The sequence below is a fragment of the Marinomonas epiphytica genome (genome assembly GCF_054780655.1).
In genome coordinates this window covers 62,386-76,291 of record NZ_BAAGVX010000001.1, presented here as the reverse complement: position 1 = coordinate 76,291, position 13,906 = coordinate 62,386, and the positions used below count along the sequence as shown (strand labels likewise).

The 13,906-nt window shown below is 43.8% G+C and carries 12 protein-coding genes; 9 read left to right on the top strand and 3 right to left on the bottom strand.

All coding sequences use genetic code 11. From position 1 onward, the window contains the following. Positions 1-243 precede the first annotated feature (243 nt). The 5 genes from ACYVGZ_RS00355 (at position 244) to ACYVGZ_RS00335 (ending at position 7,831) form a co-directional block, all read left to right on the top strand. Positions 244-2,151 (top strand): ATP-binding cassette domain-containing protein, encoded by a 1,908-nt coding sequence (locus ACYVGZ_RS00355; RefSeq protein WP_460749587.1) that lies wholly within the window; start codon positions 244-246, stop codon positions 2,149-2,151. Then, positions 2,144-2,740: a DUF2760 domain-containing protein gene (locus ACYVGZ_RS00350; protein ID WP_460749584.1), complete on the top strand. Its 597-nt coding sequence runs from the start codon at positions 2,144-2,146 to the stop codon at positions 2,738-2,740. Before ACYVGZ_RS00355 ends, ACYVGZ_RS00350 begins: the two co-directional genes overlap by 8 nt. 3 nt (positions 2,741-2,743) lie before the next feature. After that, positions 2,744-4,492, top strand: coding sequence for an Hsp70 family protein (locus tag ACYVGZ_RS00345; RefSeq protein ID WP_460749581.1), 1,749 nt, complete (start codon positions 2,744-2,746; stop codon positions 4,490-4,492). Next, a complete protein-coding gene (locus ACYVGZ_RS00340) occupies positions 4,492-7,212 on the top strand; it encodes an Hsp70 family protein (RefSeq protein ID WP_460749578.1) in 2,721 nt (906 codons plus the stop codon). The genes ACYVGZ_RS00345 and ACYVGZ_RS00340 overlap by 1 nt, the downstream gene beginning before the upstream one ends. Positions 7,213-7,303: 91 nt before the next feature. After that, complete coding sequence (locus ACYVGZ_RS00335) at positions 7,304-7,831, top strand: redoxin domain-containing protein (protein ID WP_460749575.1); 528 nt, start codon at positions 7,304-7,306, stop codon at positions 7,829-7,831. Between the two features lie 46 nt (positions 7,832-7,877). Here ACYVGZ_RS00335 and ACYVGZ_RS00330 read toward each other — a convergent pair whose 3' ends face one another. Continuing rightward, positions 7,878-8,387 carry a hypothetical protein gene (locus tag ACYVGZ_RS00330; RefSeq protein ID WP_460749572.1) on the bottom strand — a complete coding sequence of 170 codons (510 nt, stop codon included), beginning with the start codon at positions 8,385-8,387 and terminating at the stop codon, positions 7,878-7,880. Between the two features lie 35 nt (positions 8,388-8,422). Between ACYVGZ_RS00330 and ACYVGZ_RS00325 the strand changes: the two genes are divergently transcribed. The 4 genes from ACYVGZ_RS00325 to ACYVGZ_RS00310 all read left to right on the top strand — a co-directional run bounded on the left by ACYVGZ_RS00325 (position 8,423) and on the right by ACYVGZ_RS00310 (position 11,988). Next, entirely contained in the window at positions 8,423-9,598 is a 1,176-nt protein-coding gene (locus ACYVGZ_RS00325) for a M14 family metallopeptidase (protein WP_460749569.1), read from the top strand. Between the two features lie 14 nt (positions 9,599-9,612). Continuing rightward, the gene (gene efpL / locus ACYVGZ_RS00320; protein WP_460749566.1) at positions 9,613-10,185 is read left to right on the top strand and encodes an elongation factor P-like protein EfpL; all 573 of its coding nucleotides are present in this window, start codon (positions 9,613-9,615) and stop codon (positions 10,183-10,185) included. A gap of 112 nt (positions 10,186-10,297) precedes the next feature. Further along, positions 10,298-10,714 (top strand): GFA family protein, encoded by a 417-nt coding sequence (locus tag ACYVGZ_RS00315; RefSeq protein WP_460749563.1) that lies wholly within the window; start codon positions 10,298-10,300, stop codon positions 10,712-10,714. Between the two features lie 98 nt (positions 10,715-10,812). Further along, on the top strand, positions 10,813-11,988 hold the full coding sequence (locus tag ACYVGZ_RS00310; RefSeq protein WP_460749560.1) for a benzoate/H(+) symporter BenE family transporter: 1,176 nt from the start codon (positions 10,813-10,815) through the stop codon (positions 11,986-11,988). Between the two features lie 39 nt (positions 11,989-12,027). Here ACYVGZ_RS00310 and ACYVGZ_RS00305 read toward each other — a convergent pair whose 3' ends face one another. Together ACYVGZ_RS00305 and ACYVGZ_RS00300 are read right to left on the bottom strand one after the other, a co-directional pair. Next, positions 12,028-12,684 (bottom strand): sensor histidine kinase, encoded by a 657-nt coding sequence (locus ACYVGZ_RS00305; protein ID WP_460749558.1) that lies wholly within the window; start codon positions 12,682-12,684, stop codon positions 12,028-12,030. A gap of 4 nt (positions 12,685-12,688) precedes the next feature. Continuing rightward, the gene (locus ACYVGZ_RS00300; protein WP_460749555.1) at positions 12,689-13,900 is read right to left on the bottom strand and encodes a response regulator; all 1,212 of its coding nucleotides are present in this window, start codon (positions 13,898-13,900) and stop codon (positions 12,689-12,691) included. Positions 13,901-13,906 lie beyond the last annotated feature (6 nt).

The window sequence follows — 13,906 nt, the reverse complement described above, 5'->3', positions numbered from 1 at the left end:
TAACTCTCCGTAGTGAGCTGACAGTTTAAGAGAGATGAATGCCAACTCTTTTTTTAATAGTTATTCGATATGAGCTTATCACATTATTTTCACATTTTTGTGACGGAAAGTAAGCTTAAATTTTAACCTTTTAAATCATTATCTATTGAATAAATCGATGTTTTGTAAGTCAAATGCTGAATATCCAAGTGGAAGAATGTTATTATTAGTTTACATAAATTTAACATCGTATTTGGACAGAGAATGAGTCTATTGTCTCTTGAGCAAGTGAGTGTTGCCTTTGGTCATCACCCTTTGCTATCTAAAATCAGTTTTTCCGCTCAAGCGGGCGAACGAATTGCAATCATAGGCCGAAATGGCGCAGGTAAATCGACTTTACTAAAAGTTATCTTAGGCGAACAAGTTCCAGACGAAGGTGTGGTGCGCCTTGAAGGTGGAATGCGAATGGCCCAGCTTCCGCAAGAATTACCAGAAGCCAACCATAAAACCGTTCGTGAAGTAGTGAGTGAAGGTGCTGGGGAAGCCCATACACTACTTTCTCGTTATTACGCCCTGCTTGAAGATCTAGATCAAGATCACTCTGACGAATTGGGCCAGATTCAGTCCAAGTTAGATACTATCCAGGGCTGGGATCTTGAACAAAGAGTCAACCACATGGTGCAACGACTGGCCCTACCAGCAGAAAAGCTCATGTCAGAACTATCTGGTGGTTGGCGTAGACGAGTCATTCTAGCGCAAGCTTTAATTTCCCAGCCTGATGTACTATTACTCGACGAGCCCACGAACCACCTTGATGTACCCACTATCGAGTGGATGGAACAGCAATTACAACAGTTCCGCGGACTCATTCTGTTTATTACCCACGATCGTCGTTTTCTAGAACAGCTCGCCAATAGAATTATTGAGCTCGATCGTGGAAACCTCATTTCTTTCACGGGGAACATCAACGCGTTCCTTACTTTTAAAGAAAAGATGCTGGAAGAAGAAGCTCGTGCGAACGCCTTGTTTGATAAAAAACTTGCAGAAGAAGAAGTATGGATTCGCCAAGGCATTAAGGCCCGTAGAACACGAAATGAAGGTCGTGTTAGAGCCTTGAAGGCATTGCGAGTCGAGCGCTCGGAACGAATTGATCGACAAGGAAAAGCGAAAATGTCGATTGATAGCAAAGAACGCTCGGGTAAAATTGTCGCCGAATTTAATCAAGTAGGTCATGCTTTCGATGATAAAGTGATTCTTAAGCCTATGGATCTGGTGGTATCCCGTGGGGATAGAATCGGTCTAATTGGTCCTAATGGCTGTGGTAAGAGTACCTTTTTAAAAATCTTGCTAGGTCAGCTAGCACCCAAGCAAGGTCAAGTTAAAATAGGGACCAAGCTCGATGTGGCCTATTTTGATCAGTTACGAGAGCAACTAGATCCTGAACAGACGGTTGCTGAAAATGTTGGTGAAGGCAAAGATATCATTGAGATCAATGGCCAGAACAAACATGTCATTGGTTACCTAGGAGATTTCTTATTTCCACCGGAACGAGCGCGGACACCGATCAAAGCTTTATCCGGAGGGGAACGTAACCGTGTGCTGCTTGCTAAATTGTTTACCAAGCCTGCTAACTTATTGGTCATGGATGAACCTACCAACGACCTAGATGTTGAAACCCTTGAATTGCTCGAAGAATTACTCATGGATTATCAAGGCACCTTGCTGTTAGTAAGCCATGACCGTGCCTTCCTAGATAATGTTGTGACCAGTGTAATTGCCTTTGAAGGGAAAGGGCAGGTTCGCGAATATGTGGGGGGCTACCAAGATTGGATTCGCCAAGGCGGTAAGTTTCCTACGGAGTCCACGTCACAAACAGAGCCGCAAACGCCCACTAAACAGGATAAAACTGAAAAAGTTGAAAAACCTGTTAAGGCGGTTAGCAAAAATAAACTCAGCTACAAATTACAGCGTGAATTTGATGCTATGCCTGACACTATTGCGAAATTGGAAGAAGAGCTTGCCCAGCTCCAGGAAATCACTTCGGCGAATGATTTCTATACGGGCGATGCGCACAAGGTTCAACAAGCTCTTGAACAATTGGCAGGCAAAGAACAGCAATTAGAAGACACAATGGAACGCTGGTTAGAACTTGAAGAGATGCAAAATGGATAACAACACAGAAACTGTAAAACCCTTAACTTTTATCGCCCGTTTTGTGGGGGCGTTCGGTCAGTTTTTCAAATATATGGGAGATGGCCAATACGCGGCAAGATGCCAGCGTTTACAAGCAGGTGAGCTAGTTGCTAGCGAAACGGCTCCTAAAGTCGTTACTGAAACGGTGGAGGTTATTCGCGAAATTCCTGCTCCGACTCTTGATTCCGTGGCCGTAGATGGTGCTTATCAGCTTTTACAGTTAATGCAGCATGAAGCTCGATTTGTTGATTTTTTACAAGAGAACATTGATCAGTATTCAGACGCTGAAGTGGGGGCAGCCTCGCGCCAAATCCACAAAGGGTGTCAAAAGGTGCTAGAGCAAAACTTTGTCATTAAGCCTGTTCATCAAGGTGAAGAAAATAGCCGTATTGAAGTGCCAGCTGATTATGATAACAAGCAAATTCAGCTTGAAGGGCAAGTTAGTGGTAGTGGCCCTTACGCAGGCACACTAATACACCCAGGTTGGCAGGTTGTAGAAGCGAATCTGCCTAAAGTGGCCAGCCTCGATGGTTTGCACATTATTGCACCAGCGCAAGTAGAGGTGTAACCCATGAGTGAGTTTTTTATTGGTATCGACTTAGGTACCACCCATTCTGCTGTCTTTTACGCAGCGAAAGGCTATGACAGTGCGACTATGGAGCAGTTACTCATTCCCCAGTTAACGGGGCCTGGTCAAGTGAAAGCATTGCCGTTATTGCCGTCATTTGTGTATTACCCTCATGCCAGTGAATTCTTAGAAAGTGATTTATTGCTCCCTTGGGGTAAAAGCAGTGCTGTTATTGGTCAACTTGCTCGCCAGCAAGGGGCGAAGTCGGCTGGACGAATGGTGCAAAGTGCGAAGAGCTGGTTATGCCACAGTCGAGTCAAAGCGGACGAAAAAGTGCTGCCTATCGATGCCCTTGCAGAAGTTGACAAGGTATCTCCTGCGCAGATCACTCAAAGTTTACTTACCCATTTAGTAAACAGCTGGAATGATAGGTTTCCTGATTCGCCTATGTCACAACAAGACGTGGTGATCACGGTTCCTGCTTCATTTGACCCGGCAGCACGAGCGATTACTGAACAGTCTGCTCAGCAATTAGGTTTACAGGTACGCTTGATTGAAGAGCCGCTGGCAGCATTTTATGCTTGGCTTGGGGAGCAAGCTGATTGGACCCAAAGTCTTGAGGTAGATGATCAGATATTAGTAATTGATGTTGGTGGTGGCACAACAGATTTATCATTAATTCAGGCAGTTGAGCAAGATGGAGCACTTAATCTTGAGCGTGTGGCAGTCGGTCGCCACATTTTGCTTGGTGGCGATAATATGGATATGGCTCTGACTTATCACCTAGCGGGCCAACTTGCACAAAACGGTACCCAGTTAGAAGCATGGCAAATTAGTGGCTTAACTCAAGCTTGCCGGGAAGCTAAAGAGCGTCTACTGTCGAATGATGACATTGATGAAGTCAGTGTTGTGGTGCCAAGTCGTGGGCGCAGTTTATTCAATAATAGTATTAAGGCTAACTTGTCCCGAGTAGACGTTGACCAGCTAATTCTAGAAGGCTTTTTCCCTTCTGTAGTTGCGGGTGAACGCGCTCAATCAGCGCCTCGAAGTGGTTTTAGCGCCCTAAACCTAGACTATGAAGCAGACCCTGCAATTACCCGTCATGTGAGTGATTTTTTATCTCAACATAATGCCAAACCTACTAAGGTATTGCTGAATGGCGGTGTGTTTAATTCTCCGAAAATTAGAGCAACCATAGAAGCCAGACTAGCGGCTATGCTCGATAATTCTGCATTAGGTTTGTTAACTCCAGCGCATTTGGATTATGCGGTTGCAAAAGGTGCCGTCTTTTTCAGGGCCACTCAAGAGCAGGGTGGTGTTAAGGTCAAAAATGGTCTGGCAGCAAACTATTACATTGGGGTTGCCAGTCCAATGCCGGCCATTCCAGGTATGCCACTACCCATTGATGCACTGTGTGTTGCCCCATTTGGCCTAGAAGAAGGGGCCGATGAGGTGATGCTGGCTAATGAGTTTTCATTAGTGGTTGGGGAGCCTGTTGAGTTTCGCTTCTTTCAATCTACTAACGCTGATGTTGCTCAAGTTGGTGATCTTGTTTCGTCTTTTTCGATTCAAAGCTTATCTGAGTTAGCACCCCTTAATGTTTCCTTGGATGCCGGTCATTATGCCCAAGGTGAAATGGTTAGGGTGTACCTGACAGCACGGGTGACGGAGTTAGGTTTATTGTTGCTGCAAGCCCATGACACTCAATCTGAACTTCATTGGACAATTGAGTTTGTGGTGAGGGAGTCTTAATGACTGCTAAAAAATACCATGTAGGCATTGATCTTGGCACCACCAATTGTGTGGTGTCTTATATGGCTGAAGATGCGGAAAACGTCAGTTTACTAGCGATTCCTCAAATCATGGCAGACGGCTCGGTAAAGAGCTTTGAGTATTTGCCAAGCGCCATTTATTTACTGGCAAAAGATGAGCAGAAGAGCTTTACCTTACCCTGGGGTGAACAAAACCATGCTCGCCAACTGGTTGGGCAAGGAGCTCTTGAGCTGGGCCAGCGCCGAGCTAACCAACTAGTACAAAGTGCTAAAAGTTGGCTTAGTCATCGTAATGTTGATCGACATAGTCCTATTCTCCCTTGGGGAAGTGACATTGATTATAAGATTAGTCCCGTTCATGCTAGTCAATTGTTGCTAGAACACCTGAAAAATAGTTGGGATCATGCTTTTCCTGATGCCCTGCTTGCACAACAAAAAGTTGCCTTGACTCTACCGGCTTCTTTTGATGCCGAGGCAAGAGCGTTAACTCTTGAAGCAGCAAAACTTGCAGGCCTTGATGATCTTTATTTGCTAGAAGAGCCACAGGCTGCTTGCTATCAATACATTCATTCGCAAGGTGACCTTGCTCCTTTAACGAACGCTAATATGTTACTGGTTGTGGATATTGGCGGAGGGACCTGTGATTTCAGTCTTGTTGCTATTAGACAGCCTGATGGGAAGATCAAGGAAAAAGGTCTTAATCAAAAACAGCCGGCGGTATCTTTGCAACGTATCGCAGTCGGACAGCACTTGCTTTTAGGCGGCGATAACCTTGACCAAGCACTAGCTTATCAGCTTGATCCTCAACAAGTATCCAGTCTTTCTACTGCTCGCTTAGCGGCATTGGTTCAGCAAACCAAAAAAACCAAAGAAACGCTTTTGGGAGACGATGCACCTCAGACCATGAACATCACCGTATTAGGGGGGGGGCGCCAACTAATTGGTGGATCTCAAAAATTTTCTGTCACAAGAGAGGCGTTGCTAGAACAGGTTAAACAAGGCTTCTTTCCCATTGTTGAAAAAGCGTCAGTCGTTGAAAAGCATCAGTATGCGGTTCATGCATTAGGCCTGCCCTATGAGACTGATGCGGCGTTTACACGTCACCTTGCTCAGTTCTTGAGATCCCATGAACAAGACATCCAATCTGCAACGGGTCACTCCATGCCAGATGCTGTGTTGTTCAATGGAGGAATGTTTAATAGCCTGATAGTGAAACAAAGGGTTCTTGAACAACTCAATGCATGGTCTAGCCATGCAATAGTTGAATGCTTAGGTAATGAGCCGAACCAAGCCGTTGCTAAAGGCGCATGCCTTTATTTGAATGCCCTTGCGGGCAAAAGCACACAAATCGAAAGTGGTGCAGCGCACTCTCTTTACTTACAAGTTGGGGAAGGCGAATACGTCAATATTCTTCCTAAAGGGACACCAACAGGCCAGCCTTTAAGCTTACCTACACCTTTTAAGGTGACCCTAGGGGAGACTGTTCAATTTCCTCTTTACCAAGCTGATGATGCGCTCATCGGTGAGCTAGGTGATATTCATAATGATGACAGGCTGACTTATATCTCAAGTTTGGTGACTGAGCTTGAAACTAAGCTGCAAGATACTGAGCTTGAAGTTAGGTTGCATATCTTGTTAACCGAAGTTGGCTTGTTGAAGCTGGTGTTAAAAAGTGGTGAGGACTCCCAAGAATGGACACTGTCCTTTGCTGCTCACAACAGCGCCAGTCAGTCCGAGAGTGAGCAGTCTGAAGGCGTGCTTGCTAATCGAATGGGGGAGGCGGAAGAGCACCTTGTAAAATGCTTCTCTAAAGTTGGCCAAAAACAATCGGCGGATTTAATTAAGACTTTGCGCCAAGATTTAGAATCTATTCTGGGGCCTAGAAATGAATGGAATCTTGTGACGATTCGTAGATTGGCTGATAAGTTGTTAAGTTTAAAGTCGGGGCGTAATAAAAGTGCGCAGCATGAAAAGCAATGGCTGCAGTGGCTAGGTTTTTGTTTGCGACCAGGATACGGTGCGCAACATGATGAAGAACGTGTTTCCTCTGTGGTGAACCTGACTCAGGCTGGTGTGCAATTTGATACTGCTCCTGTGTGGGGGCAATATTGGACTTTATATAGACGCATTGCCAATGGCTTGCCATTGGCACAACAAAACCGCCTTTTTAAAGAGTTTAGTCAGTTCTATTCTCCCGCGGGTCTGCGTTCGAGGGAAAAAAGTAAACAGCTATTAACGCGCTCAAGTGATGACCTGATTCGTTTAGTTGGTGCATTTGAATCCTTATCTTTGGAAGATAAAACGACCCTAATTGACTGGTTAGCGAAACGTCTTAAAAAATCATCAGAGTCTGATACAGCTTGGTGGACAATAGGCCGTATCGCTTCTAGGAAACTATTAAGTCAACAGCAAGAAAATGTTTATCCTGAAGAAGGGGTTTTACCACTGCTTGATTTTGCACTAAAAGAAGACTGGAAAAAACGCAAGCAAGCAGGGTTGGCTGCTGTTTTAATGTGTCAGGTGTCCCTTGAAGAAAGCAACCATATGTTCACTTATCGAAAAAAAGTTGAGAAAAAGCTCAAAAAAGATAAGTGTCCTAAACAATGGATAGAGCGCTTACAAAGCGTCGAGCAGATGAGTGAAGATGAGTTGAATGAGCTCGTGGGAGAGAACATACCCATTGGGTTAACGAAGCTTTAATCCTTAGGACATTTAATTCGTTACCAAGGGAACTTTTCGATTTTAGAGATATCTTATATTGTATGACAATAACTCGTAAGGAAGTGCGCCTATGTTAACGAATAAAATGCCCGCAGACTCTCTGTTCCCCTTAATTACAGCAGTGGATGTTAATTCTGGGGAAATGCAGACGCTTACTAAGCAAACCAGTAAGTGGCAACTGCTGGTGGTGTATCGCGGTAAACACTGTGGACGCTGTAAAAAATACTTAAATGGCTTGCAAGCAATGCTGCCTGAGTGGCAAGCAGCCGGTTTTGATGTCATGGTGGTATCAGCGGATAGTCGAGAAAAAGCGCTGCAAGATCAGCAAGAGTTTGGCTGGCAGTTTCCGTTGGCATGTGAGCTTTCTATTGAGTCCATGCAGCGTCTTGGCTTATATATTAGTGAGCCACTGAGCCCTGATGAAGCGGACGGTCCGTTTGCTGAACCTGCGTTATTCTGTCTTCGCCCTGATGGTAAGGTGCAAATGGTGGCGATCTCAAATGGACCTTCAGCACGACCTGACTTGGCAGAATTATTAGACGGTATGATTTTTAATATTGAAAAGCAGCGTCCGGCAAGAGGGACTCATTGTTACTAACCGGTGTCGTTAAAGGCGCGCTTGCGCCTTTAACTTTCTTTGTCGGTTACTCTGCTTCAATCTCGCTAATATCAATTAAATCATGACTTGCAGCTAACTCTAATAGTAAGCCGATCGCTTCATCAGGTGGCAGTAAATGAAGTGGTGTGTGCAGCCCTTGATCTTCTAACGCCATTGTTAAATCTATGTCTCTTTCGTTGAACCATGAATAGATACTGGCAACTTCAAAATTAGCAGGCATGTTTTTAGTGTTAAAAACCTCTTCAACTAAGATACCAACCACATCGGGCTCAAAGGCGTAAACTACATCCGTATCAAATTCATTAATCCATTCCGCTAAGATATCTCCCGCTTCGTAGCCGAACTCGTAAAGTTGTTGTTCATCTAAATCGAGACTGTTGGTCTCAATACTGTGGTTATCAAGCCAACTGTCATCAGGACTGACTAAGACTTCTTTTATCTGAGCCTGATGGGTAGACCAAGTAAAGAGTAAGGGAAAGGCGGGTTCGTCGGAAGAGTTAGCGACAGCCGCCATGAATATAGGTAAACTTGCCATAATAAAATCACAATTTGATGGTAAGGAATGAAAAAATGACCAGCCGAATCAAGATTAGCAGTGAATTTGATGGCGGTAATATCTCAGTTATTAGTGCTCTTGAGCCTGACAATATTAGAGTAAAGATACCCCATGATACAAACTCTAAATTCCTGCAATGGTTCTATTTTCGTCTGCAAGGTGGCATGGGAGAGCATTGTGTTATCCAATTTGAAAATGCCAGTGATGCGGCTTACCCAGATGGCTGGGAGAATTACCAAGCGGTGGCGAGCTACGACAGAGAGTACTGGTTTCGAGTGCCTAGCGAGTATCAGGATGGTAAATTAGTGATTCGCCATCAACCTGAGCAAGACAGCATATATTATGCGTATTTTGCTCCATACAGCTATGAAAGGCATTTAGACATGCTTTCATGGGCTGCTAGCCACGAAGATTGCATTACAGACCACCTAGGTGAAACCGCTCAAGGTCGCGATATTACTCTGTTAGAGATTAGCAAAACACAAGGGCTGGCGAAAAATATCTGGATCATAGCTCGCCAGCACCCAGGTGAAACCATGGCCGAGTGGTTCGTTGAAGGTTTATTGGAAAGACTGTTTGATGAATCGCATCCTGTGGCTCGTTCTTTGTTAAGTCAATGCCGTTTTTACGTTGTTCCTAATATGAACCCTGATGGCGCCGTGCTTGGTAATCTTCGGGTGAATTCAAAAGGGGTGAATCTTAACCGTGAATGGAAAAATCCTACACCAGAGTTCAGTCCCGAGGTGTTAGCGGTACAGAATAAAATGGCGGAAACAGGCGTAGATCTTTTCCTAGACATCCATGGCGACGAAGCGCTCCCAGTTAACTTTGTTGATGGTTGTCAGGGTGTACCAGCGTTCAACGACAATATGGCGGCAATGGAGTCACTATTTAAGGACGTGTTTGTCTCGGTCAGCCCAGACTTTCAGACCGAAATCGGCTACACGCCAGACCAGTTTGGAGAAGCGAATTTATCTGTGGCCACTAAGTGGGTGGGAGAGACCTACCAGTGTTTGTCGTTTACATTAGAAATGCCGTTTAAGGATAATCAAAACCTGCCTGATGAAAACGTTGGTTGGTCACCTGAACGCTCAAAAATATTAGGAGCAGACATTCTGTATCCGATCCATCAAGTGATTAATAGTCAGTTTATGAAGGCTGACAACGAGTCTGTTAAAAGCAAAAAATAATAGGGATTAGTAGCATGCCAAAAGCCAGTGAAATTAAACGTAACATGGCCATCGAACACGACAACAAAACATATATCGTAAAAGATATCGAACGTTCCGTTCCGCAAGGTCGTGCTGGTGGAAGTTTGTATCGTATGCGCATGTACGATGTGGTTAGTGGCCGTAAGCTAGATGAGACGTTTAAAGACGTCGATATGATTAATTTAGCTGACCTTATACGTCGTCCCGCTATGTTCTCGTATATTGATGGCGAAGAGCATGTGTTTATGGACAGTGAAAACTATACTCCGTACAACCTTTCTTCTGAGTCGATTGCTGACGAGATCTTATTCTTAAATGAAGAAACACAAGGTTTACAGGTTATCCTAGTGAGTGATGTGCCTGTTGCCCTTGATATGCCAACGAATGTTGAATTAGAGGTGATAGAAACAGACCCATCCATTAAAGGTGCTTCTGCCACTTCTCGAACCAAGCCTGCGATACTTAGCACGGGGGCTAGTGTTCAAGTGCCTGAACATATATCGGTGGGTGATCGTATTAAAGTTAATATAGAAGAAAGAAAATTTGCGGGTCGTGCGGAGAAATAAATAGCTTATCCCATCACCTTCGTGCTTTTGTTTAGTTATGTAAAATAAATCATTGATTCGAAATCATTTTTGTTTTTATATTGTCATATAATAACGAATTATGAGGTATTTTATGGGTGAACTAGAGTATCCGATTAAAGGGGCTTGCCAATGTGGTTCAGTGACTTATGAGTTGTTGGCAGCGCCAAGCTTAATTGCTGCTTGCCATTGCCGAGAATGCCAAAAGCTCTCTACCAGTGCTTTTAGCTTGACCGCAATGGTTGACGCTAAAGACATTGTTTTTCATGGAGAAATGAAAGAATGGCAACGCCTTGCGGACAGTGGCAATGTAAGCGCGGCGAAATTTTGTCCTAATTGTGGTAATCGTATCTATCACTTTAACCCTGCAGAGCCAGATAAAATTAAGCTTAAACCTGCAACCTTGGAAAATACTGACGTCATTCAGCCTGATGTTCATATTTGGATCAGTGAGAAACAAGATTGGTATCAGATCCCTGATGGGGTAAAAACGGCTCAAAAGCAACCTTGAGTAAATCAGATACCAGCGAACTGCAATTCATATCTCTAAAATGTACCTAAAGTTGTACGCCGCATTATGCGGCGTTTTAATATCTATAAGGGAAAGTAGTGAAACGTCTAGTTAAAGATTTTAGTGTGAGCGCCTTGGTGGCCGGTTTTGTCGCCGTTTTAATTGGCTTTGCCAGTTCGGTCGTGATAGTAATTCAAGCCGCGCAAGCGGCTGGAGCAAATGAGCAGGTAATAATTTCATGGATTATGGCACTAGGTGTTGGCATGGGGCTAACCTGTTTCTTTTTGTCTCTTTACTATAGAGCGCCCATTATCACGGCTTGGTCTACTCCAGGGGCGGCTTTACTCGCAACCAGTCTTACTGACATCAGCTATGCACAATCAATTGGTGTGTTTATTTTTGCTAGCGGATTAGCCGTGCTGGTTGGCATAACTGGTTTGTTTGATCGTTTGATGCGTTTAGTTCCTTTGCCCTTAGCATGCGCCATGTTAGCAGGTGTTCTTTTTAAGTTTGGCTTAGCAGTATTTACTTCAATGACCGGTAGTATGTATCTTGTCGGAGCAATGCTTATTGCTTATTTAATTGGTAAGTGGCTTGTACCTAGGTATGCAGTATTGTTTGTACTAGCGACTGGGGCTGTGTGGGTGTATCTAAGCTCAGGCTCCAGCATGCTAGCTCAAATTCCAGTGAATATTGGTGAGTTTACTTGGGTTTGGCCCGAATGGAATATTGCGTCTCTAATTGGTGTCGGGGTACCTTTATTTATAGTCACTATGTCGTCACAAAACATTCCTGGCGTAGTGGCTTTGCGTAGTGCGGGTTATGATACGCCTGTTTCTCCTTTAATCTCTTGGACCGGTATTGTTGGTGTGGTATTAGCTCCTCTAGGTGGCTTCGCTTTCAATCTGGCGGCCATTACCGCAGCAATTTGTGGTGGAGAAGAATGTAATAAAGATCCAGAAAAACGCTACATAGCGGGTCTATCTGCAGGGATCTTTTATTTATTAGCGGGCTTTGCCGGGGCATCCGTCGTTGGGCTTTTTTCGGTATTTCCAGAAGCCATGATTGCAGCGCTTGCCGGCATTGCTTTATTTGGAACAATCGGCACAAACTTGAATTTTGCAATGTCAGAAGCGTCGACTAGGGAGGCTGCATTGGTGACCTTTTTAGTGACGGTATCAGGCGTGTCTCTTGGGGGGATAGCTTCCGCCTTTTGGGGGATTGTTTTTGGTATCGTGTTTTTGCTGTTTTCTAAAATGAAAAAGCCAGCGTAATAAGCTGGCTTAATTGTCTAACGCGAAACGGCTAAACTATTACTGAGGGAGGTAAATAGCCAGTTTTGCTCCACCTAACATGTCTGATTTTTCCTTCGCTATGTAGCCCTCAACCCCTTTCTTGCTGTGGGCCTTAGCGGACAATTCAGAAAAATACAGACCAAGTCCGGTATTAGAGTTATTTAGTTCTTCACTTAACTCGTCTGCTTTAAAACCCTCGCCGTCATCTTCAATAGAAATTACTAAATAGGGTGTTTGCAGTTCTGCGCGGATTAAGATTTTTTGTTGTGCAAATCGCATGGCGTTATAAACAGCGGTGCTGACGACTGCAGTAAGAAGCCTTTCATCAAAGGTTCCAAGCAATTGATCAGGACACTGAAAGTCGAGTTCTAGCTTGTGAGCTTGTGCAGAAGACGCGAGCGCAAAGACTTGATCGTCTAGGAACTCTTCCATTAGAAACTGATCTAGGTGCAGCTCATAGCCCTCAGACGCAAGCTTATAAAGGTAAAGATACTCTACCCATTCATCGTTGAGTTTTTTAAGTGACTCTTCAATGACAATGACCTTGTCATGATGTTGCGTCTCGGCAGACAAGTCTTCTTTAAGGGTTTGCAGTTTGTAGAGTAGAGTGCCAACTTGATTCTTACTTTCATGAATTGCACTTGCCAATATGGTGCTAATATCAAGTTGTTGCATAACACTATTCTCCGAATGAGGATTGATATAGGGCTTGTTTTTCGTTTGGAATCTGAGCGCAAATTTTGTTTTTGATTTCTTTTAACCAGTTTAAATAGATCGGCTTGGCAAGGTATGCATCGTCTTTAGCAAGCAGTAAGTCAATTTGGTATTGGTAAGAAAACGCCCTTACGGTAGGGGACTCAAAGAAAAGGTTATGGATTTTCTTTTGAGTGCTTTCGAAATTATTTTCATGCCTTTTGAGAAGCATCTGGTTTTCAGCCAATTTCACAATACTGTGTAAGTGATTTAAATATATTTCCGCTTTATTGTTACAAGAGTTTTTGGCAAGGAAAACCGCTCTTCGATAAGCCGCTTCGGCATTTTCATAGTCTTTAACCTGCATGCAAATGCGGCCTAACTCAATTTGTCTTGGCAGGTTCTTGGGTGACTTTTCAGCCGCCTCCATAAGAATGCTTTGTGCCTCTGGTGTGAGTTTTTGAGCTATTTTGATCTTGGCTAGCCAATCGTACGCGCTCACAAAGAAACGGTTATCCATCATCAATTGGCTGAACATTTTTTCTGCTTTGTCTAACTTGCCTAAGTGATAAAATGCTTGTGCCTTACCAAATAAAGCCCAGGGCATCTTTCTGGCTTTCAAGTTTTTATTAAAGAGTGTGATGGCAACCTTGTATTCTTTCAGCTTAAGTAAGCTTTCGCCAATGATGCGTTGGCAGCGACCCTCAAGTTGAGGATGCTCTTTTTGAACCTGATAAGCCAGCTCTATTGCTTCAACATAGTCTTGTTTGTCCAAAGCAATATTTACTTTTTCAAGCTTTTCTTTGGTGTTAAGCAGTTTGCCTAGCCTTCGCTGAAGCACAGCTTGAGAAAAAGGCTTTGTGATATAACCATCAGGTTGATACTCAATTGCACCCATGACCATTTCAATTGAGGTCTCAGCAGTGACCATTAAGTATGAAGTTGTGTGTGGGATAAGGTTGGCGAGTCGGATTTCTTCTAGTAGCTCTTGGCCATCTTTACCGCGACCTAGGTTGTAATCTGATAAAATGACATCGTAAGATTTTTCTTGCAGTAACTCTATAGCGGTTTCTGCTTTCATGGCAATTTCTATTGAACCAAACCCGAAATCGTTAAGCATTTTCTTTTGCATGATTCGGGCTTCGGCCATATCTTCAATGAGTAGGGCGCTTTTTTTCGAAAAATCTTGATTGTACATACGTAA

Excerpts from the sequence above, each read along its gene's own strand:
- ACYVGZ_RS00355 (WP_460749587.1), top strand. The coding sequence starts at position 244 with ATGAGTCTATTGTCTCTTGAGCAAGTGAGTGTTGCCTTTGGTCATCAC.
- ACYVGZ_RS00350 (WP_460749584.1), top strand. The coding sequence starts at position 2,144 with ATGGATAACAACACAGAAACTGTAAAACCCTTAACTTTTATCGCCCGT.
- ACYVGZ_RS00345 (WP_460749581.1), top strand. The coding sequence starts at position 2,744 with ATGAGTGAGTTTTTTATTGGTATCGACTTAGGTACCACCCATTCTGCT.
- ACYVGZ_RS00340 (WP_460749578.1), top strand. The coding sequence starts at position 4,492 with ATGACTGCTAAAAAATACCATGTAGGCATTGATCTTGGCACCACCAAT.
- ACYVGZ_RS00335 (WP_460749575.1), top strand. The coding sequence starts at position 7,304 with ATGTTAACGAATAAAATGCCCGCAGACTCTCTGTTCCCCTTAATTACA.
- ACYVGZ_RS00330 (WP_460749572.1), bottom strand. The coding sequence starts at position 8,387 with ATGGCAAGTTTACCTATATTCATGGCGGCTGTCGCTAACTCTTCCGAC.
- ACYVGZ_RS00325 (WP_460749569.1), top strand. The coding sequence starts at position 8,423 with ATGACCAGCCGAATCAAGATTAGCAGTGAATTTGATGGCGGTAATATC.
- efpL (WP_460749566.1), top strand. The coding sequence starts at position 9,613 with ATGCCAAAAGCCAGTGAAATTAAACGTAACATGGCCATCGAACACGAC.
- ACYVGZ_RS00315 (WP_460749563.1), top strand. The coding sequence starts at position 10,298 with ATGGGTGAACTAGAGTATCCGATTAAAGGGGCTTGCCAATGTGGTTCA.
- ACYVGZ_RS00305 (WP_460749558.1), bottom strand. The coding sequence starts at position 12,684 with ATGCAACAACTTGATATTAGCACCATATTGGCAAGTGCAATTCATGAA.
- ACYVGZ_RS00300 (WP_460749555.1), bottom strand. The coding sequence starts at position 13,900 with ATGTACAATCAAGATTTTTCGAAAAAAAGCGCCCTACTCATTGAAGAT.